Raw genomic sequence first — 18,878 nt, 5'->3', positions numbered from 1 at the left:
CGCACTGAACCGTTGTCAGATCTGCCCTCCGGCACCTCCCGCCGATCGGGCCTCACCCGAAAGTGGGTCACAGGGAAAAGAGCCGGTGAGGGCGCCCCGTCCCCACGGAGCCCTCACCGGCGGTCTTTCGGAAGCGGCGCGTCAGACGCGTACCAGCTCCTTGTCCTCGTCCCGGGGAGCGGTGTCACCCGGCGTGCGCAGCCCCTCGCCCTCGACGTCCACGTTGGGCAGGGCGCGGTCCAGCCACGCCGGCAGCCACCAGGCCCGCTTGCCGAGCAGGGCGAGGACCGCCGGGACGATCGCCATGCGGACCACGAAGGCGTCGAAGAAGACGGCGATCGCGAGGCCGAAGCCGATCATCTTGATCATCGACTCGCTGGAGCCGATGAAGCCGGAGAAGACGGCGATCATGATGACCGCGGCGGCGGCGACCACCCGCGCGCTGTACCTGAACCCGGTCACCACGGCCTGGCCCGGGCTCTCCCCGTGGACGTACGCCTCGCGCATCCGGGTCACGAGGAACACCTCGTAGTCCATGGCCAGGCCGAAGACCACGCCCACCATGAAGATCGGCATCATCGACATGATCGGCCCGGTCTCCTCGACGCCGAGGAGGCCCGACAGCCAGCCCCACTGGAAGACCGCGACCACGGCGCCGAGCGCGGCCAGCACGCTGAGCAGGAAGCCGAGGGCCGCCTTCAGCGGGACCAGGACCGAGCGGAAGACCACGATCAGCAGCAGGAAGGCGAGCCCCACCACCAGGGCGAGATACGGGATCAGCGCGTCGGTGAGCTTCTGGGAGAAGTCGATGTTCATCGCCGTGGTGCCGGTGACCAGCACCTTGGCGTCCGTGTCGGCCGTCACGCCGGCGCCCGCGTCACGGATGGCGTGCACCAGGTCCTCGGTCTCGGTGGAGGACGGCTTCGAGTCCGGGACGACCGTGATCATCGCGGTGTCGCCCGTCTTGTTGAAGGTCGCGGGGGTCACCGTCACGACGTCGTCGAGGTCCTTGACCTCGTCGGTCACCGCGGTCGCCGCGGCTTCGGGGTCCGCGCTGCCCTTGGCGTCGACCACGAGCATCAGCGGGCCGTTGAAGCCGGGGCCGAAGCCCTCGGACAGCAGGTCGTAGGCGCGGCGCTGGGTGGTGGACGTCGGCTGCGAGCCGTCGTCGGGCAGGCCCAGTTCCAGTTGGGTGGCCGGGAGGGCGATCGCGCCGAGGCCGAGCACACCGAGCAGCAGCACGGCGACCGGACGGCGGACGACGAAGCTCGCCCAGCGGGCGCCCATGTTGGGCTTCGCGACGCCCGCGCCCGTGACGGAGTCCGTCGCGGAGCTCTGCGCGGAGTCCTTCCTGGTACGGCGGCCCGGCCGCCTGACCTTCTCGCCGGCCGGCCGGACCTTGCGGCCGGCGTAGCCGAGCAGGGCCGGGATCATGGTGAGCGCGATGAGGACGGCGACGACGACCGTGCCGGCCGCCGCGAGACCCATCTTGGTCAGCATGGGAACGCCGACGACCGAGAGACCGGCCAGGGCGATCACGACGGTGAGCCCGGCGAAGACCACGGCCGAGCCGGCGGTGCCGGTGGCCCGGCCGACGGCCTCCTCACGGCCCCGGCCCTCGGCGAGTTCGGCCCGGTAGCGGGAGACGATGAACAGCGCGTAGTCGATGCCGACCGCGAGCCCGATCATCAGGGCCAGGGTGGAGGTGGTGTCGCCGAGGTCGAGCGCGCTGGCGAGGGCGGTGATGGTGGAGACGCCGATGCCGACGCCGATGATCGCCGTCAGCAGCGGAAGTCCGGCCGCGACGAGTGAGCCCAGGGTGACGACGAGGACGACGGCGGCGAGGGCGAGGCCGATGATCTCGCCGGTGGCCTCCTGCCCGGCCTGGGCCTGGAGCGCGTCACCGCCCGTCTCCACGGTCAGCCCGGCATCCCTGGCCTGGTCCGCGGCGGTCTCCAGGGCCTCCTTGGAGGCGTCCTGCAGTTCGACGGACGAGACCTCGTACTTCACCGAGGCGTAGGCGACCGTGCCGTCCTTGCTCACCGCGTGGGTCGTGTACGGGTCGGTGACGGAGACGACCTCGGAGCCGTCGCCCAGTTCCCCGACGGTCTTCTCGACGGTCGCCCGGTGGGCGGCGTCGGTCATCTTCTCCCCGTCGGGTGCCTTGAAGACGACGCGCGCGGTGGCGCCGTCGGCACTGGATCCCGGGAAGCGCTGTTCGAGCAGGTCGAAGGCCTTCTGGGCCTCGGTGCCGGGGATCGAGAAGGAGCTGGAGCCCGCGGCGGGCGCGGAGGCCGCGCCGACGCCCGCGAGCACCAGCAGGGCCGTCCAGAGCAGGGCGACGAAGTGCCGCCGCCGGAAGGAGAACCGGCCGAGTTTGTAGAGGAACGTGGCCACAGGGGGCGTACTCCCGGTCAGGTCGTGGGGTGTGGGGGCCCGGCAGGGGCCCCGAGGGCAGGGGTGATCAGCCCGGCGGGGAGGCAGGGGTGATCGGCCCGACGACGTGAGCGGTCGCGTCAGGTGCTGGGTGCGGGGAGTTCTCAGGCGGTGGGCGCGCCGAGGGCGGGGAGGACCACGGCGTCGATGTACGAGAGGAGGAACGCCTGTGTCGGCGGCTGCTCGTCGAGCATGGTGCGGGCCGCGAACGCGCCGATCATCATGTGCGGCACGAACGCGATCGCCGGGTTGTCCGCACGGACCTCGCCCCGGTCGACCGCGCGCTGCAGCACACGGCGGAACTCCGCCATCTCCGGCTCGACAAGATGCTCCTTGAACGCCTTCAGCAGGTCCGGGTTGCCGTGGATCGCCATGGCCAGACCGCGCATCAGCGCGGAGGTCTGCTCCATGTCACAGTCGTCCGACCGCAGCGTGAGGGCGTGGAGATCGCCCCGCAGCGACCCGGTGTCGAGGTCGTCGGCGGAGGCGGAGGGCTTGTCGTGCCGGACCGCCTTGGCGACCAGCTCGGCCTTGCCGCCCCACTGGCGGTAGAGGGTCGCCTTGCTGGACCGCGTGCGAGCGGCGACGGCGTCCATGGTGAGGGCGTCGTAGCCGACCTCGCGGAGCAGGTCGAGCACGGCCTCGTACAGCTCGGCCTCGCGCTCAGGGGTGATCCGACTGCGACGCGGGGTCGCGACCTCAGTCATGGCGTTCACCTTCCCACTCCGAACGACACGGTTTCGTTCGTACACGACGAATGTAGCGCAGCCCGCTGCGAAACGAAACGGTTTCGTACGTGTGATGGATCACGCTGTCCCGCATGTCATAAGTTGCTCCGGTCCATCCCCCGGAAAAGCATGGGGAGGTGAGCTATCTGCGCCTGCCCCATCTCAGCGGTGACCTCCTGTGCTTCGTCGCCGAGGACGACCTCTGGCTGGCCCCCCTCGACGGTCCGGGCCGCGCCTGGCGCCTCACCGTCGACCGCGCCAAGGCCGGACACCCGCGCTTCTCCCCCGACGGCCGGCACATCGCGTACACGAGCTGGCGCGGTGTCGTCCCGGAGATCCACCTGGTGGCGGTGGACGGCGGTCCCGGACGGCGGCTGACCTACTGGGGCAGCCCGGACACCCAGGTGCGCGGGTGGACCCCGCCCGACGACGAGAACCACGCCGACATCCTCGCCGTCGCCTCCCACGGCGAGCCCTTCTCCTACTTCACCTGGGCCTACAAGGTCCCCACCGACGGCGCCCCCGGCCGCAAGCTGCCCTGGGGGCCGGTCTCCGACATCCAGGTCTGCGACATCGACGGCGACCGCAGGACCCTGCTGCTCACGGGCACTCCCCCGCACGAACCCGCCGCCTGGAAGCGCTACCGGGGCGGCGCCACGGGCCGGCTGTGGCTGCACGGGCAGCGCCTCCTGGAAGGCCTCGACGGCCACCTCGACGCGCCGATGTTCGTCGGCGGCCGTATCGCCTTCCTCTCCGACCACGAGGGCGTCGGCAACCTCTACTCCTGCGCCCACGACGGGTCCGACCTGCGCCGGCACACCGACCACGACGCCTTCTACGCCCGGCACGCCGCCACCGACGGCACCCGGGTCGTGTACCAGTGCGCCGGGGACCTGTGGATCGTCGACGACCTGGCCGCGGACGGGGAACCGCGCCGCGTCGACGTGCGCATGGGCGGCCCCAGGGCGGGGCGGCGCGCGTACCAGATCCCGGCGGCCCAGCACGTGGACGGGCTCTCCGTCGACGAGACCGGGCGGGCGAGCGCCGTCGTCGTCCGCGGGAGCCTGTACTGGCTGACGCATCGCGACGGCCCCGCCCGGACGATCACCGACACGCCCGGGGTGCGGGTGCGGCTGCCGGAGATGCTCGGCCCCGGCGGGCAGGTCGCCTATGTCACCGACGCGGAGGGCGACGACGCCGTCGAGATCGCCTACCTGCCGCGCGCCAGCGGGGACCGGGAGCCGCGACGGCTGGCGTCCGGCAAGCTCGGGCGGGTCCTGGAGATGGTGGCGGACCCCGACGGCGAACGGCTCGCGATCGCCTCGCACGACGGACGGCTGCTGCTCGTCGACGCGACCGAGGACTCCGAGGTCACCGACCGGACGGAGTCCGGGGAAGGCGAGGTCGCCGACCGGCCGGAGTCCGGGGGAGGCGAGGTCACCGAGCTGATCGCGTCGGTCAACGGGCCCGTCCGCGACCTCGCCTTCTCGCCCGACGGAAGCTGGCTGACGTGGTCGCATCCGGGGATCGGGCGGTCGCTGCGGCAGATCAAGATGGCCCGGATCTCCGGTCTCGGGAAGGGCGAGCGGCTGATCGTCGATGTGACGAACGGCCGGTTCGAGGACGAGAACCCGGTGTTCACGCGGGACGGGCGGTATCTGGCCTTCCTGTCCTGGCGCGGCTTCGACCCGGTGTACGACGTCCACACCGGCGACCTGTCCTTCCCGCTCGGCTGCCGCCCCTACCTCGTGCCGCTGTCCTCCGCGACCCCGTCCCCCTTCGCGGTGAACCCGGAGGGCCGGCCGGCCGCCGGGGGCCTGGACCCCGTGGAGGAGGACGAGGGCGGGGGCGGCGACGGGACCGTGACCGTGGAGGTCGAGGGCCTGGAGAACCGGGTCACCCCCTTCCCGGTCACGGCCTCCAAGTACTCGGCGCTGTACCCGGTCGCGGGCGGCGGACTCGTGTGGCTGCGCTGGCCGATCTCCGGCGCGCTCGGCGAGACCTTCGCCAACCCGGACGACATGAGCGGGCGGCCGACGCTGGAGTACTTCAACATCAGCAAGGCCAAGAAGTCCGAACTCGTCGGCGATCTGGACTGGTTCGCGGTCAGCGGGGACGGGACCCGGCTCGTCGTGGTCGACGAGGGCGATCTGCGGGCGGTGCCGTCCAGCGAGTCCGGTGACCTCGACACGACGGTGTGGATCGACCTGCGGCGCATCATGCACGAGGTGGACCCGGGCGCCGAGTGGCGCCAGTCGTACGAGGAGGCGGGCCGGCTGATCCGCGCCCACTTCTGGGATCCGGGGATGTGCGGGATCGACTGGGACGCGGTGCTGGCGCAGTACCGGCCGCTGGTCGAACGGGTCGCCTCCCCCGACGAGTTCGCGGATCTGCTGCGCGAGGTACTGGGCGAGCTGGGCACCTCGCACGCGTACGTCACCCCCGCCCGCCGCAACGAGGGACCGCCGCACTACCAGCGCCGGCAGGGTCTGCTGGGCGCCAACTTCGTCTGCCGGGAGGGCGGTTGGACGGTGAAGCGCATCCTGCCCGGCGACTCCTCCGACTCCAGGGCGCGTTCACCGCTGGCGGGCACCGGGATCCGCGAGGGCGCGGTGCTCACCCATGTCGACGGACGGCCCGTGGACCCGGTGACGGGCCCCTACCCGCTGCTGGCGGGGGCGGGCGGTACGACGGTGGAGCTGACGTTCACCCCGGCGGAGGGCCGGGCCGGGCGCGCACGGCGCGTCGCGGTCGTCCCGCTGATCGACGAGCGCCCCCTGCGCTACCAGGACTGGGTGGCCAAACGGCGCGAGGTGGTAAGGGAGTTGAGCGGCGGCAAGTGCGGCTACCTGCACATCCCCGACATGGGCGGCTCCGGCTGGGCGCAGTTCAACCGCGATCTGCGCATGGAGGTCTCCCGGCCCGCGCTGATCGTGGACGTGCGCGGCAACGCGGGCGGCCACATCAGCGAACTGGTCGTGGAGAAGCTGACCCGCACCATCCTCGGCTGGGACCTGACCCGGGACGCCCAGCCGGTGTCGTACGCCTCGAACGCCCCGCGCGGACCGGTGGTGGCCCTCGCCGACGAGGCGACCTCCTCGGACGGCGACATGATCACCGCCGCGTTCAAGCTGCTCGAGCTCGGCCCGGTGGTCGGGCAGCGCACCTGGGGCGGGGTCGTCGGCATGACCGGCCGCCACCAGCTCGGCGACGGCACCGTCATCACCGTGCCGATGAACGCCGCCTGGTTCGACGCGTACGGCTGGTCCATCGAGAACCACGGCGTCCTCCCCGACCTGGAGATCCTGCGCACCCCCCTGGACTGGGCGGAAGGCCGCCACGCCCAGCTGGCCGACGCGGTCCACCTGGCCCTGGACCTCCTCACCAGCAACCCCCCGGCCTCCCCTCCGGACCACAGCAACGTCCCGAACCGCTCCCGTCCGAAGCTGCCGCCGCGCTCCTGACGCACAGGACGGCGCAGGGTGCCCTCCCGGAAGGAAGGGCACCCCACGTGACCCGTCAAGGTCAGGACCGAGCGCGGCGACTAGGCGTCGTAGTCCTGGTCGAGCCGGTCCTCGTCCTCGCGCCGCATGCGCTCCGAGTCCTCGTCGGTGTCACGGCGGCGGCCACGCTGCGGCATCTGCTCCCGGGCCTGTTCGGCCTTCTGCTTGGCCTGCTGCTGCCACTGCTCGGACTGCTCCTGGAACTTGTCCTTCATACCCATGTGGGTTCACTCCTGTAGGGAGATGAGGGGGTTGGGGCCCCGTGGTGGGGCCTCGACCAGATTCACACGGGAGGACATACGCCGCATTTCGATCAACTACGGTGCGTAGCGCGGGCCTCCTCGTCGGCCGCGCCGCCCGCCCCCACCAGCCCCGTCCGCATGCCCTGCAGCCTGGGCGCGAACCGCTTCATCTCCCGCCCGCCCACCGTCCCGATGAGCGCGGGCAGATACCCGCGTACGCCCTGCATGCCCCGCAGCCACCACTGCCCGTACACATGGGCCGAGCGCCGCTCGATGCCGGCGACGAGCCGGTCCACGGCCGGGCCCAGCGGATACGTCTTGTTCGACGGCCAGGGCAGCCGCTGCCGCAACTCCCGCATCACCTCGTCCTGATCGGCGCCGCGCACCATGTCGGTGTCGGTCCACGACAGATAGCCCACGCCCACCCGCACGCCCCGGTGTCCGACCTCGGCGCGCAGGCTGTGCGCGTACGCCTCCACGCCCGACTTGGACGCGCAGTACGCGGTCATCATGGGTGCGGGGGTGATCGCGGCGAGGGAGGCGATCTGGAGGAGATAGCCCCGGCTCTCCATCAGCACCGGCAGGAAGGCGCGGGCGGTGACCGCCGAGCCGATGAGGTTGACCTCGATGACCCGGCGCCAGGACTCGGGGTCGGACTCGGCGAACGGGCCGCCGGTCGCGACACCGGCGTTGGCGACCACGATGTCCACCTTGCCGAAGCGCTCCTTCACCTCGGCCGCCACCCGGGTCATCGCCTCGTGGTCGGTGACGTCGGCGTACCAGTGGTCGCTGTCGCCGTGCAGCCGCTCGCCGACCTGCTTGAGCGCGTCCGGTTCCAGGCCCACCAGTGCGATCTTCGCGCCGCGCGCGGAGAGCTTGCGGGCGAGCAGCTCGCCCACGCCCCGCGCGGCGCCGGTGACGACGGCGACCTGCCCCTCGAGACTCACCCTGCTCATGCGCCCTCCTTCAACTGCGTGTACGTGCTGACGAGTTCACGGATCCTGCCGCTGACCAGCCCGGGCGCCTCGACCGGGGTCATATGGCCGAGGCCGGGCAGCTCGGTGACCCCCAGGCAGCGGGGCAGGGCCGCCGCGATCCGGTGGGCGTGCACCGGCGGGGTCAGCCGGTCCGCGGTGCCGACCAGCACGGCCGTCGGCACCGTCAGGTCCCGTACGGCGTGATCGAGGTCGAGCAGGCTGAGCACCTGCGACCAGGCGTGGCGCACCCGGCGCGGGCAGGCGTGCACGATCCGGGCGCACGTCTCCACCAGGTGCGGGGCGGAACCGGCGCCCATCGTGGCGTACTTGAGGATCCGCAGCGCGACCGGCGTGACCGGCCCGAGGGGTGCCCGGGACCCGAGCACGTGCCGGGTCAGCCAGGTCCGCAGCCGGCCGGGCCGCAGCGGTACGACGGTGGACTCGGCGACCAGCCGCGAGGCGCCCGTGCTGCACAGCAGGACGGCGGCGGCGTGCTCCCGCACCTTGGGGCGCGCGGCGGCGGCCAGCACCGTCATGCCGCCCATCGAGTGACCGGCGATCACGGCCTTCTCACCGGGCGCGAGAGTGGCCTCCAGCACGGCCTCCAGGTCGTCGGCGAGCGCGTCCGTGCTGCACACCGGCGAGGCCGGCGTGCGGCCGTGGCCGCGCTGGTCGTAGGCGATGACCCGGTGGTCGGCGCGTAGGTCGCGGATCTGGGCCGCCCAGAAGGCGGTGGAGCAGGTCCAGCCGTGGGCGAGGACGACGGGGGGCGCGTCCTCCGGGCCGTGCACCTCGACGTGCAGACGGGCGCCGTCGGCGGAGACGGCGGTCAGTTCACGGACGGCGGCGGGGTTCACGCGGTCACCTCGCGCTCGGTGAGCTCACGGGCCGGTGCGCGCAGGATCTCGTACTCGGCGAGGTCGACCCGGCGCGTGGCGCGCCGGAACTCGCTCGTGGTGCCCGGCCAGATGGTGGTGTTGCGGCCGCTCGCGTCGAGATACCAGCTGGTGCAGCCGCCGGTGTTCCACACGGTGCGCTTCATACGCTCCTGCACCCGCCGGTTCCAGGCGTTGACGGCGCTGGGCCGGGCGTCGAGGGCGGCGCGCCCGCCGAGGACGTGCAGTTGCCGCAGGTAGTCGGCCATGTAGGCCAGCTGGGACTCGATCATCAGGATCATCGAGGAGTTCCCGAGACCGGTGTTGGGACCGATGATCGACATCCAGTTGGGGAAACCCGCGGCGGAGGCGCCGCGCAGGGCCGCCATCCCGTCCTTCCAGCTCTCCGCGAGGGTCCGCCCGTCGGCGCCCACCACCCGCTCGGCGATCGGCATGTCGGTGACGTGGAAGCCCGTGCCGAAGACGATCACGTCGGCCTCGGCCTCGCTGCCGTCGGCGGCGACCAGCGTGGATCCGCGGACCTCGCTCAGCCCGCTCGCGACGACGTCCACGTTCGGCTGGGCGAGGGCGGGATAGTAGGTGCTCGACAGCAGGATCCGCTTGCAGCCGATGCGGTAGTCGGGGGTGAGCTTGGCGCGCAGCGCCGGGTCCTTGATCGCGCGGGCCATGTTGCGCCGGGCGAGCCGCTCGACGAAGCCGAGCTCGTTCGGGTGCTTGGTGAACGCCTGGACCTGCAGCTCGCGGATGCCCCAGAGCAGTCCACGCCGCAGCTGGGTGGTGACGGGCAGGGCGCGGTGCAGGGCGCGCTCGGCGCCGCTGATGGCCCGGTCGACGCGGGGCATCACCCACGGCGGGGTGCGCTGGAAGAGGGTCAGCCGGGAGACGGCCGGCTGGATGGCGGGGACGATCTGGGCCGCGGAGGCACCCGTGCCGACCATGGCGACGCGCTTGCCGGTGAGGTCGTGGCCGTGGTCCCAGCGGGCCGAGTGGAAGACCTTGCCGGGGAAGGTGTCGAGGCCGGGGATGTCCGGGATCTTCGGGTCGGACAGCGGCCCGGTGGCCGACACGACGACATCGGCGAAGTACCGTCGGCCGCTCGTCTCGATGTCCCACCGCAGCTCCTGTCCGTCCCAGGTCATCCGCTGGACCTCGGAGTCCAGGCGGAGGTGGGGCCGCAGGCCGAAGACGTCCGTGACGTGCTCCAGGTAGGCGCGGATGTGCTCCTGCCCGGAGAACGTGCGCGGCCAGTCGGGGTTGGGCGCGAAGGAGAAGGAGTACAGGTGGGAGGGCACGTCACAGGCGCACCCGGGATAGCTGTTGTCCCGCCAGGTGCCGCCGACGCTGCCGGCGCGCTCCAGGACGACGAAGTCGGTGATCCCCTCCCGGCGCAGCCGCACGGCGGCCCCCAGCCCGCCGAAGCCGGATCCGATCACCGCCACCCGTACGTGTTCGGTCATGCCGACACCTCCTGCCGTGCGACTGTGCGCGCCGGTGCGCGCCCCTGCTCGACTCTGCCAGTGAACACTGGCGCAATCGGACTGTAGAGCAGCTCCGTACTGAGCGGTAGGGGGCGGGGGAGGGAAAGTTACCGGCAGTACGACATAGGCTTCCGCCGTGGCGGACAAGCGCGAGTACCGGACGGAGGAGCTGGCCAGGGAGGCCGGCATCACAGTGCGCACCCTGCGCTTCTACCGCGAGCGCAAACTGCTCGCGCCACCCCGGCGCGAGGGCCGTATCGCCTGGTACGACGACCATCACCTGGCCCGGCTGCGGACGATCTCGGCGCTCCTGGAACGCGGCCACACCCTGACCGGCATCGCGGAGCTGGCGGACGCCCTGGACCAGGGCCGCGACGTCGCCGAGCTGGTCGGCGGGGGCGGCCCCACCGAGGAGGAGCCGATCCGCCTCACCCCGGAAGAGCTCGCCGCCCGCTTCGAGGGCCAGGTCACCCCCGAGAACCTCGCCGCCGCCCTCGACCTCGGCTACCTCGGCACCGACGGCGACGAGATCGTCCACATCAGCCGCCGCCTGCTGGACGTCTCCGCCGCCCTGGTCCGCGAGGGCATCCCGCTCGCCGAGGTCCTGACGGCAGGGGCCCGCGTCCGCGAACACGCCGACGCCCTCGCCGACCTCTTCACGGCCCTGGTCCTGCGCCACGCCACCGAACAGGACCTCCCCCGCCTGCGCCCCCTCGCCCGAAGCGTGGTGGACGCGGAACTCTCCCTTGCCCTGGACCGCCGGCTGCGCAAGGACGCCCCCGGGGCCTAGAGCCGGCCGGCGTCGCGCGGCGGGCGGCGGGCGGCGGGCGGCGCCACGGCACGGCCGGCCCTAGAGGTCGTAGACCACCGTCACCGGAGCGTGGTCCGACCAGCGCTCGGCGTGGGTGGCGGCGCGCTCCACGAGTCCCTTGACGGCCTTGCCGGCGAGGGCGGGCGTCGAGACGTGGAGGTCGATCCTCCATCCCGAGTCGTTGTCGAAGGCCCGGCCCCGGTACGACCACCACGTGTACGGACCGTCGACATCCGGGTGCAGGGCCCGCACGACGTCGGCGTACCCGCCGGCCTCGGGGCTCAGGACCTGGGTCAGCCACTCGCGTTCCTCCGGCAGGAAGCCGGAGTTCCTGGTGTTGGAGCGCCAGTTCTTCAGGTCGGCCCGCTGGTGGGCGATGTTCCAGTCGCCGCAGACCAGGACCTCGCGGCCGTCGGCGGCGGCGCGTTCGCGCAGGTCCTTGAGGTAGGCCAGGAACTCGTCCATGAAACGGACCTTCTCGTCCTGGCGGTCGGTGCCGACCTCGCCGGAGGGCAGGTAGAGGGAGGCGATCGTCACACCGGGCAGGTCGGCCTCGACATAGCGGCCGCTGCCGTCGAACTCGGTCGAGCCGAAGCCGATCCGCACGGCGTCCGGTTCGCGGCGCGAGTAGAGGGAGACGCCGGCGCGCCCCTTGGCGGCGGCGGAAGCGTGCGTGACGTACCAGCCCTTCGGCGCACGGACCGCCTCGGGCAGTTGCTCCGGCTCGGCGCGCACCTCCTGCAGGCACAGCACATCGGCGGAGGTGTCGGCGAGCCACTCCACGAAGCCCTTCTTCGCGGCGGCGCGCAGACCGTTCACATTGACGGAGGTCACAGTCAGCACCCCGGCACGATACCGGCACACTGGACCAGGTCCAGAAACCAGCTTTCCCCAAGATTTTGCATAGACGTACTGTGAGCAGCATGAACATACGCCGCGTGTCCTTCGACCACCCCGATGCCGTCAAGCTCAACGACGAGGTCCAGGCGGAGTACCACGAGCGCTACGGCGACGGCGGCGACGCCACGGTCCTGGAGCCGTCCGACTTCGAACCGCCGCGCGGGGTCTACTTCATCGCCTACGACGAGGGCGACCGGCCCGTGGCCACCGGCGGCTGGCGCAGCCAGGACAGCAACGGCGAGGGCAACGAGGACGGCGACGCCGAGCTGAAGCGGATGTTCGTGATCCGGGAGATGCGCGGGCTCGGCATCGCGCGACGCATCCTCACCGCGCTGGAGGAGCACGCACGGGCGGCCGGGCGGCTGCGGATGGTGCTGGAGACCGGCACCGAGCAGCCCGAGGCCATCTCCCTCTACACCTCCAGCGGCTACGAGCCGTGCACGAAGTTCGGCTACTACCGTGCGTACGAGTCGAGCCGCTGCTTCGCCAAGCCGCTCACCCCGTGAGCCGGTTCAGCCTCTGAGGTAGGCCAGCACCGCGAGGACCCGCCGGTGGGTGTCGTCGGCCGGGGGCAGGTCCAGCTTGGTGAGGATGCTGCCGATGTGCTTGCCGACGGCCGCCTCCGAGACCACGAGCGTCCTGGCTATCGCGCCGTTGGACCTCCCCTCGGCCACCAGCGCCAGCACCTCCCGTTCGCGTACGGTCAGCCGGGCCAGCGGGTCGCGGCGGCGGCGCAGCAACTGCCGTACGACCTCGGGGTCGACGACCGTGCCGCCCACCGCGACCTCGCGCAGGGCGTCCACGAACTCCTCGACCTGGCCGACGCGGTCCTTGAGGAGGTAACCGACAGTCAGCGAGGCCAATTCGGGTGGCGCCGGGGCGGACCGGGTCGACGTCTGGGTGCGCGCGGGCGCCGATCCGGCGGCGGTCGCGGCCGGGCTGCGGGCGTCCGAGGGGGTGCGGGTGCTGAGCAGGTCGCAGGGGGTGGCGGCGGCCTCTCCGCGGACCAACCGGACGACACGGCTCGGGGTGTTCCTCGTGCTGGGCATCGCGCTCCTCCACACCGGCATCTCGCTCGCCGACACGATGGTGATGGCGGCCGCCGGCCGTCGCCGGGACCTGACGGCCCTGCGGCCGGCGGGGGCGACGCGCGCGCAGCTCCTGCGGCTCACCGCCGCCGAGGCCCTGACGGTCGTCTCGCTGGGCGGTCTGCTGGGCCTGCTGGTGCGGCTGTCAACCTCACCGGGATGTGGGGCGCGTTGCACCTCGACGGCGCCCCGGCGACGCTCGTCATGCCGTGGGCGGCCCTCGCCGGGACGACAGCAGCGCATCCTCGAACGGGGCGACCGCCTCCGCGCCCTGGAGTCCTCCCGCGAAGCCGACTTCGGCGCGGGCCGTGCGGAGCCGGTCGTCGCGGCCTGCGCGGCGATCGCGGTGGCTGCGGCCCTGACACCGGCGGCGGTGACCCTGCGCACCCGGCGACGAACACGACAGAGCCCCGTCGGCTCGAAGCCGACGGGGCTCTCTGCTGCGTGGACTTGAGGGGATTTGAACCCCTGGCCTCCTCGATGCGGACTACGGGCGGGGTGGTCGCCAGGTTTGCCGGGCGCACAAGGACGCCCGGCGGTTCGTCCTGTCGGACTCTGCCCGTATCGTGCACGCAGGCTCTGGATACACGACCGGCGAAGGGGAGCGCGCGTGGACGAGCGGGTCCCCGTCGACTTGATACATCTGTCCGACGGACGAGACGTGTCCCTCGTCCTGCGTGCGGTTGAGTACCACGAAGCCCCACGCGCCCGGGTGCGAGCCGAGTGCCTGATCACTACAGATTTCGTGAACGCCCGCTTGCAGACCGACATCCGGCTCGATCATCTCGAAGAGTGGGAGGAAGCACTGAGATGTCTCAGTGCGGGTGAAGACGCCGGCTGGCCGCAAGGGAGCCGAGGCCTGGAGCTGTACTTTCACCCACACGAAGACGGCTGGCTCTCCATCTCGGTCCACGACCCGGACAGGTTGACGGTGGCTCTGGGACTCGAGCCGCCGGCTGAGTGGATTGCTGAGCATGAGGCAAACCTTCAGTGTCTGCGTGACGCCTGCGGCGAGTCCTGAAGACGAGCATGACGTTGAAGGTGTACCCGTTCCGTGGGACGCCGCCCGCCGGGCATTGCGCAAGCGGGGCAGGCACCTTGGGAAACAGGATCCGGAGTAGTTGCTGTACCTCGCTGCGGTGCGGAATGGCCAAAGCCCCGGTCGGGAATCCCGACCGGGGCTTTGAGCTGCAGTGGACCTGAGGGGATTTGAACCCCTGGCCCCCTCGATGCGAACGAGGTGCGCTACCGGACTGCGCCACAGGCCCTTGCAACGAGTGAAACTCTAGCACCCCGATCGGCGTGCTTGGAAATCCGTTCCCCGAGGCCCGGGGGCCGGGCGTGGGGTGGCCGGGTGGCTCACTCGTTGGCCGCCCGGGGGCGCTCGCCGTCCTCGTACTGGTCGAAGAGCGGGGTGCGGCCGCGCTCGCGGGAGCGGCGGGCCGAGGCCGCGCGCCGGGCGTCGCTGCGCTCGTCGCCGTCCGCCGTCCGGGCGTCCGCGCCGTCCGGGTCCTCCGGCTGCTCGCCGGACACGTCGTCCGCGTCCGCCGTGTCCTGCTCCGGCGTGACCGGGCTGGACCGGGCGGAGCTCCACGCGTCCGGGGCGCCGAGGTCCACGTCGGTGGTGGCCCGGGGCGCGACGGGGGCGGTCACGTAGGTGGGCAGCGGGACCGGGACCGGGTCCCAGCTCTCGCCGTGGCCGGGCCGGCGCTGCCGCTCGCGCTGCTGGTCGACCCACTCCGCGTGGTCGGTCTGCTCGACGAGCGCCCTGCGGTCCGCGGCGAGGGCCAGCAGGCCGGGGTCGGTCTCGGGCTCAGGGGCGGCGTGCGGCTCCTCAGCACCGGCCTCGGGGCCGGGGTCGGCGCTCGCGGCGGCCGGGGCCGGGGCGCGGCGGCGGGGCTGGCGCTCCCGCAGGCGCTGTGCGGCGACCTCGGCGCGCCTTCGGTCCATCTGGAAGGCGAACCGCCGCCGCTCCTGGGCGCGCAGATAGGCGATGTACGCGCTGAGCAGGACGGCGGGGACACCGGGCGCCCAGAGGAACGCGAGGCCCCCGACGGCGGCGACGATCGCCCCGAGGGTGAAGGCGAGGAAGAGCAGGATCGTGGTGCGCCGGCGGCGCGCGAGTGCCTTCGAGCGCTGGGCGCGCGCGGCGGCCGCCTGCGCGCCGGGGTTGCGTCGGGCGGCCGGTACGGGCTGGCGGGCCGGGCGGGCGCTTCCCCCGGGCGCGGAATCCTGCGCGGGCGCGGAGTCGGGTGCCTGGTCGCGCGCGGGCTTGCCCGACGGTTCGCGCGCCGGATCGCGCGCCCCCTCCGGGCGGCCCTGGCCGCGCTCCTGCCCTCGCTCCTGCACCGGCGCCTTCGCCTGTGGACGCGTCGGAGGCATGGCGAAGGCCCGGACGTCCACCGATTCGGTGACGGCGTCCGGGGCGTCGGCGTTCTGCTCCCCCTCCTCGGTGGAGCGCGCCCGCAGGTCCCTGGCGTACCGGCGCTCCATGCCCGCCCTTCCGGACAGCAGCCGGATGGCGGTGCTGAAGCGTTCCGTCGGACGGGCCTCATTCAGCTCGTCCTGCCTACGGAGCCACATCGGCACCAAGTAGGCGGCCCAGGCCCCGACGATGACTGCGTAGATGAGGCCGCTGCTGCTCACGCTCACACGGTAGAGGGATCCGCATGAGGCCATCCGCCAATTGGGCCGGTGTGTCGCACGATCTGGCTGATATTTCGAGCTTTTTTTGCGACCGATGCGATCAGGCGATCATTTTCGAACGTTTATTCGGAGCCTTCCGGAGCTTTCGGGACTCCTTTTAATTGGACGCGTTCTGGGAGCGGGCGCGCCTCCACCGGCCCAGCAGGCCCTCCGGCACTTCCTCCGCCGTGAGCGCGAAGACGAGGTGGTCGCGCCAGGCGCCGTCGATGTGGAGATAGCGCGGCCGCAGCCCTTCCTCACGGAATCCGAGTTTCTCCACGACCCGGCGGCTGGGCCCGTTCTCGGGGCGAATGCAGACCTCGATGCGGTGCAGTCCGACGGTCCGGAAACAGTGGTCGACGACGAGCGCCACGGCCGTGGGCATCACTCCGCGGCCGGCCACCGCCTCGTCCACCCAGTAGCCGACGTGCCCGGAGCACATCGACCCCCAGGTGATTCCGGCCACGGTCAGCTGGCCGACGAGCCGCCCCTGGTACTCGATGACGAACGGCAGCATCCGTCCCGCGTTCGCCTCGGCGCGCAGGTGGCGGACCATCTGGCGGTAGGTCGGCCGGTGGGCGATCGGCCCGCTGGGCGCGGGCGGCGGGATGGTGGCCTCCCAGGGGCGCAGCCAGTCCCGGTTGCGCTGGTTCACCTCGCGCCACGCCCGCTGGTCGCGCAGCTTTATCGGCCGCAGGACGATGTCGCCCTCCGTCAGTTCGACGGGCCAGGATGCGCCGTTCAGCTCGCACCCCCTGTACTGGCTGCGGGTCTGGGGTGGTCTCCGCCCCGGATCTGGTCCACGGCGTGCCGCAGGAGGGGTTCCAGGACCGCGAGGCCGTCCTTCACCCCGCCGGTGGAGCCGGGCAGGTTGACGATCAGGGTCCGGCCCGCGACTCCGGCCAGGCCCCGGGAGAGCGCCGCCGTCGGCACCTTCTCCCTGCCGTGGGCGCGGATGGCCTCGGGGATGCCGGGCACCTCGTGGTCGATCACGCGGCGGGTCGCCTCGGGGGTGCGGTCGGTGGGCGAGATGCCCGTGCCGCCGGTGGTCACGATCACGTCGTAACCGGCCTCGGCGCCCGCGCGCAGCGCCGCCTCCACCGGGTCGCCGTCGGGCACGACCCGGGGCCCGTCGACCGTGAAGCCGAAGCCCTGGAGCCCTTCGGCGACCAGCGGGCCGCCCTTGTCCTCGTACACGCCGGCCGCGGCCCGGTTGGAGGCGGTCACGACGAGTGCCCGGTACCCCGCGTCCGTGTCCGCCGTCATGCCCGACTCCAGTCGCCCGACTTGCCGCCCGTCTTCTCCTCCACGCGCACGTCCGTGATGACCGCTCCCTTGTCGACCGCCTTCACCATGTCGATCACGGTGAGCGCGGCGACGGAGACCGCGGTGAGCGCCTCCATCTCGACGCCCGTGCGGTCCGTCGTCTTCACCGTGGCGCTGATCTCCACGGCGTCGTCCGCCACCGACAAGTCCAGTTTCACACCGGAGACGGCCAACGGGTGACAGAGCGGGATGAGGTCCGGGGTGCGTTTGGCGCCCATGATCCCCGCGATCCGCGCGGTGGCCAGCGCGTCGCCCTTGGGGACGCCCTCGCCGCGCAGCAGCTCGACCACGCGCGGCGAGACGAGGACGCGTCCGCTGGCGCGCGCGGTGCGGGCGGTGACGTCCTTGCCGGACACGTCGACCATACGGGCGGCGCCGGCGTCGTCGATGTGCGTCAGTCGGTCCTGCGTACTCATGCTGTGTCGGCACTCCCGGTCCGGGCCTGTTGTGCGCGACACGGTACCCCCAACCGGGAGTGCTCAGCCGAGCAGGACCACCTCGACCTCGGTGCCCGGCTCGACCGACTCCACGTCCTCGGGGACGACGATCAGCGCGTCGGCCTGCGCGAGGGCCGCCACCAGGTGGGAGCCGGCACCGCCGACGGGGCGGGCGACACCGTCGGCGCAGGTGGCGCGGAGGAACTGTCTGCGCCCCCTCGGCGAGGTGAGCGCCTTGTCGGCGGCCAACCGCGCACGTGTGGTGGGCCGGTGGACGTCCTTCAGCCCCATGAGGGTGCGGATCGCGGGCCGGACGAACAATTCGAAGGAGACGTACGACGACACCGGGTTGCCGGGCAGGGCCAGCAGGGGGATGTGGTCGGGGCCGATGGAGCCGAAGCCCTGGGGCTTGCCGGGCTGCATGGCGAGCTTGCGGAACTCGATGCCGCTGCCCGCCTCGTCCTCGTCGCCGACGTGCGACAGCGCCTCCTTGACGACGTCGTACGCCCCGACGCTCACGCCGCCGGTGGTGACGAGGAGGTCGGCGCGGACCAGCTGGTCCTCGATCGTGGAGCGGAGGGTCTCGGCGTCGTCGGCGACCGCGCCCACCCGGTAGGCGATGGCGCCGGCGTCGCGGGCGGCGGCGGTGAGGGCGAAGCTGTTGGAGTCGTAGATCTGGCCGGCGCGCAGCTCCTCGCCGGGCTGGACGAGTTCGCTGCCGGTGGACAGGACGACGACCCGCGGGCGGGGGCGCACGCGCACGGTGCCGCGGCCGATCGCGGCGAGCAGGGCGATCTGGGGCGGTCCGAGGACGGTGCCGGCCGCGAGGGCGCGGTCCCCGGCCTGCACGTCGCTGCCCTTCGCGCGGACGTGCGCGCGGGCCTCGGCGGGGCGGTACACGCGTACGTGCCCAGAGGCCTGCTCGGGGGCGAGGCTGCGGGCGCGCATCCCGCTGACCGGGCCCTCGCCGAGGCCTCCGTCGGTCCACTCCACGGGGACCACGGCCTCGGCGCCGCCCGGCAGCGGGGCGCCGGTCATGATCCGGGCGGCCTGGCCCGGCCCCACGTACAGCAGATCGGCCGCCTGGCCCGCGGCGACGTCCCCGACGACCTCCAGGGCCGCCGGGAACTCCTCGCTCGCGCCCGCGACATCCGCGACCCGCACCGCGTACCCGTCCATGGAGCTGTTGTCGAACGGCGGCAGGGAGACCGGCACCGTGACGTCGTCGACCAGGACACAGCCCTGGGCGTCGGGCAGTTGCAGCTCGATGGGTTCGAGGGGGCGGACGGTGGCGAGGATGTCCTCCAGGTGCTCGTCCACCGACCAGAGGTGCTCCTGTCCGGTGGGGCGGGGCGCGGCGGTGCTCAAAGT

At 72.4% G+C, this 18,878-nt stretch carries 17 protein-coding genes, 1 tRNA gene and 1 pseudogene; 5 read left to right on the top strand and 14 right to left on the bottom strand.

The genetic code is table 11. The annotated features are described in order from the left end of the window. Positions 1-141: 141 nt before the first annotated feature. Together ACFY30_RS09585 and ACFY30_RS09580 are read right to left on the bottom strand one after the other, a co-directional pair. Entirely contained in the window at positions 142-2,397 is a 2,256-nt protein-coding gene (locus ACFY30_RS09585) for an MMPL family transporter (protein ID WP_390844582.1), read from the bottom strand. 143 nt (positions 2,398-2,540) lie between these two features. After that, complete coding sequence (locus tag ACFY30_RS09580) at positions 2,541-3,143, bottom strand: TetR/AcrR family transcriptional regulator (RefSeq protein ID WP_390844581.1); 603 nt, start codon at positions 3,141-3,143, stop codon at positions 2,541-2,543. Positions 3,144-3,301: 158 nt separating this feature from the next. Between ACFY30_RS09580 and ACFY30_RS09575 the strand changes: the two genes are divergently transcribed. Next, on the top strand, positions 3,302-6,628 hold the full coding sequence (locus ACFY30_RS09575) for a S41 family peptidase (RefSeq protein WP_390844580.1): 3,327 nt from the start codon (positions 3,302-3,304) through the stop codon (positions 6,626-6,628). A gap of 80 nt (positions 6,629-6,708) precedes the next feature. On the opposite strand, the gene ACFY30_RS09570 is transcribed toward ACFY30_RS09575, so the two are convergent. The 4 genes from ACFY30_RS09570 to ACFY30_RS09555 all read right to left on the bottom strand — a co-directional run bounded on the left by ACFY30_RS09570 (position 6,709) and on the right by ACFY30_RS09555 (position 10,239). Further along, entirely contained in the window at positions 6,709-6,888 is a 180-nt protein-coding gene (locus ACFY30_RS09570) for a hypothetical protein (protein ID WP_390844579.1), read from the bottom strand. Between the two features lie 92 nt (positions 6,889-6,980). After that, on the bottom strand, positions 6,981-7,865 hold the full coding sequence (locus ACFY30_RS09565) for an SDR family oxidoreductase (RefSeq protein WP_390844578.1): 885 nt from the start codon (positions 7,863-7,865) through the stop codon (positions 6,981-6,983). After that, on the bottom strand, positions 7,862-8,743 hold the full coding sequence (locus ACFY30_RS09560; RefSeq protein WP_390844577.1) for an alpha/beta fold hydrolase: 882 nt from the start codon (positions 8,741-8,743) through the stop codon (positions 7,862-7,864). The genes ACFY30_RS09565 and ACFY30_RS09560 overlap by 4 nt, the downstream gene beginning before the upstream one ends. Further along, positions 8,740-10,239, bottom strand: a complete 1,500-nt coding sequence (locus ACFY30_RS09555) for a flavin-containing monooxygenase (protein WP_390844576.1) — start codon at positions 10,237-10,239, stop codon at positions 8,740-8,742. Before ACFY30_RS09555 ends, ACFY30_RS09560 begins: the two co-directional genes overlap by 4 nt. Positions 10,240-10,396: 157 nt before the next feature. Here ACFY30_RS09555 and ACFY30_RS09550 point away from each other — a divergent pair, with 157 nt between their 5' ends. Further along, positions 10,397-11,050: a MerR family transcriptional regulator gene (locus ACFY30_RS09550; RefSeq protein WP_390844575.1), complete on the top strand. Its 654-nt coding sequence runs from the start codon at positions 10,397-10,399 to the stop codon at positions 11,048-11,050. Between the two features lie 60 nt (positions 11,051-11,110). Here ACFY30_RS09550 and ACFY30_RS09545 read toward each other — a convergent pair whose 3' ends face one another. Next, entirely contained in the window at positions 11,111-11,914 is an 804-nt protein-coding gene (locus ACFY30_RS09545) for an exodeoxyribonuclease III (RefSeq protein ID WP_390844574.1), read from the bottom strand. A gap of 80 nt (positions 11,915-11,994) precedes the next feature. Between ACFY30_RS09545 and ACFY30_RS09540 the strand changes: the two genes are divergently transcribed. Continuing rightward, positions 11,995-12,477, top strand: a complete 483-nt coding sequence (locus ACFY30_RS09540) for a GNAT family N-acetyltransferase (protein WP_390844573.1) — start codon at positions 11,995-11,997, stop codon at positions 12,475-12,477. Positions 12,478-12,483: 6 nt separating this feature from the next. On the opposite strand, the pseudogene ACFY30_RS09535 reads toward ACFY30_RS09540, so the two are convergent. Beyond that, positions 12,484-12,819 (bottom strand): annotated as a pseudogene (locus ACFY30_RS09535) (response regulator transcription factor); the annotation flags it as partial. Positions 12,820-13,009: 190 nt separating this feature from the next. On the opposite strand from ACFY30_RS09535, the gene ACFY30_RS09530 reads away from it, so the two are divergent. Next, positions 13,010-13,513, top strand: coding sequence for an FtsX-like permease family protein (locus tag ACFY30_RS09530; RefSeq protein ID WP_390844572.1), 504 nt, complete (start codon positions 13,010-13,012; stop codon positions 13,511-13,513). Positions 13,514-13,669: 156 nt separating this feature from the next. Further along, positions 13,670-14,080 carry a DUF5959 family protein gene (locus ACFY30_RS09525; protein ID WP_390844571.1) on the top strand — a complete coding sequence of 137 codons (411 nt, stop codon included), beginning with the start codon at positions 13,670-13,672 and terminating at the stop codon, positions 14,078-14,080. A 173-nt stretch (positions 14,081-14,253) separates the two neighbouring features. Here ACFY30_RS09525 and ACFY30_RS09520 read toward each other — a convergent pair. The 6 genes from ACFY30_RS09520 to glp form a co-directional block, all read right to left on the bottom strand. Further along, positions 14,254-14,327 (bottom strand) — tRNA-Ala (locus ACFY30_RS09520). Between the two features lie 91 nt (positions 14,328-14,418). Next, positions 14,419-15,705 carry a gephyrin-like molybdotransferase receptor GlpR gene (glpR, locus tag ACFY30_RS09515; RefSeq protein WP_390844570.1) on the bottom strand — a complete coding sequence of 429 codons (1,287 nt, stop codon included), beginning with the start codon at positions 15,703-15,705 and terminating at the stop codon, positions 14,419-14,421. A 157-nt stretch (positions 15,706-15,862) separates the two neighbouring features. Then, positions 15,863-16,489, bottom strand: coding sequence for a GNAT family N-acetyltransferase (locus tag ACFY30_RS09510; RefSeq protein WP_390844733.1), 627 nt, complete (start codon positions 16,487-16,489; stop codon positions 15,863-15,865). After that, positions 16,486-17,010: a molybdenum cofactor biosynthesis protein B gene (locus tag ACFY30_RS09505; RefSeq protein ID WP_390844569.1), complete on the bottom strand. Its 525-nt coding sequence runs from the start codon at positions 17,008-17,010 to the stop codon at positions 16,486-16,488. The genes ACFY30_RS09510 and ACFY30_RS09505 overlap by 4 nt, the downstream gene beginning before the upstream one ends. Beyond that, entirely contained in the window at positions 17,007-17,486 is a 480-nt protein-coding gene (gene moaC / locus ACFY30_RS09500) for a cyclic pyranopterin monophosphate synthase MoaC (RefSeq protein ID WP_390659140.1), read from the bottom strand. The genes ACFY30_RS09505 and moaC overlap by 4 nt, the downstream gene beginning before the upstream one ends. A gap of 63 nt (positions 17,487-17,549) precedes the next feature. Beyond that, positions 17,550-18,875, bottom strand: coding sequence for a gephyrin-like molybdotransferase Glp (glp, locus tag ACFY30_RS09495; protein ID WP_390844567.1), 1,326 nt, complete (start codon positions 18,873-18,875; stop codon positions 17,550-17,552). Between the last annotated feature and the right edge of the window lie 3 nt (positions 18,876-18,878).

Source organism: Streptomyces sp. NPDC000345 (assembly GCF_042898825.1).
Lineage (GTDB): Bacteria > Actinomycetota > Actinomycetes > Streptomycetales > Streptomycetaceae > Streptomyces.
This window is presented reverse-complemented; position numbering and strand designations above follow the sequence as displayed.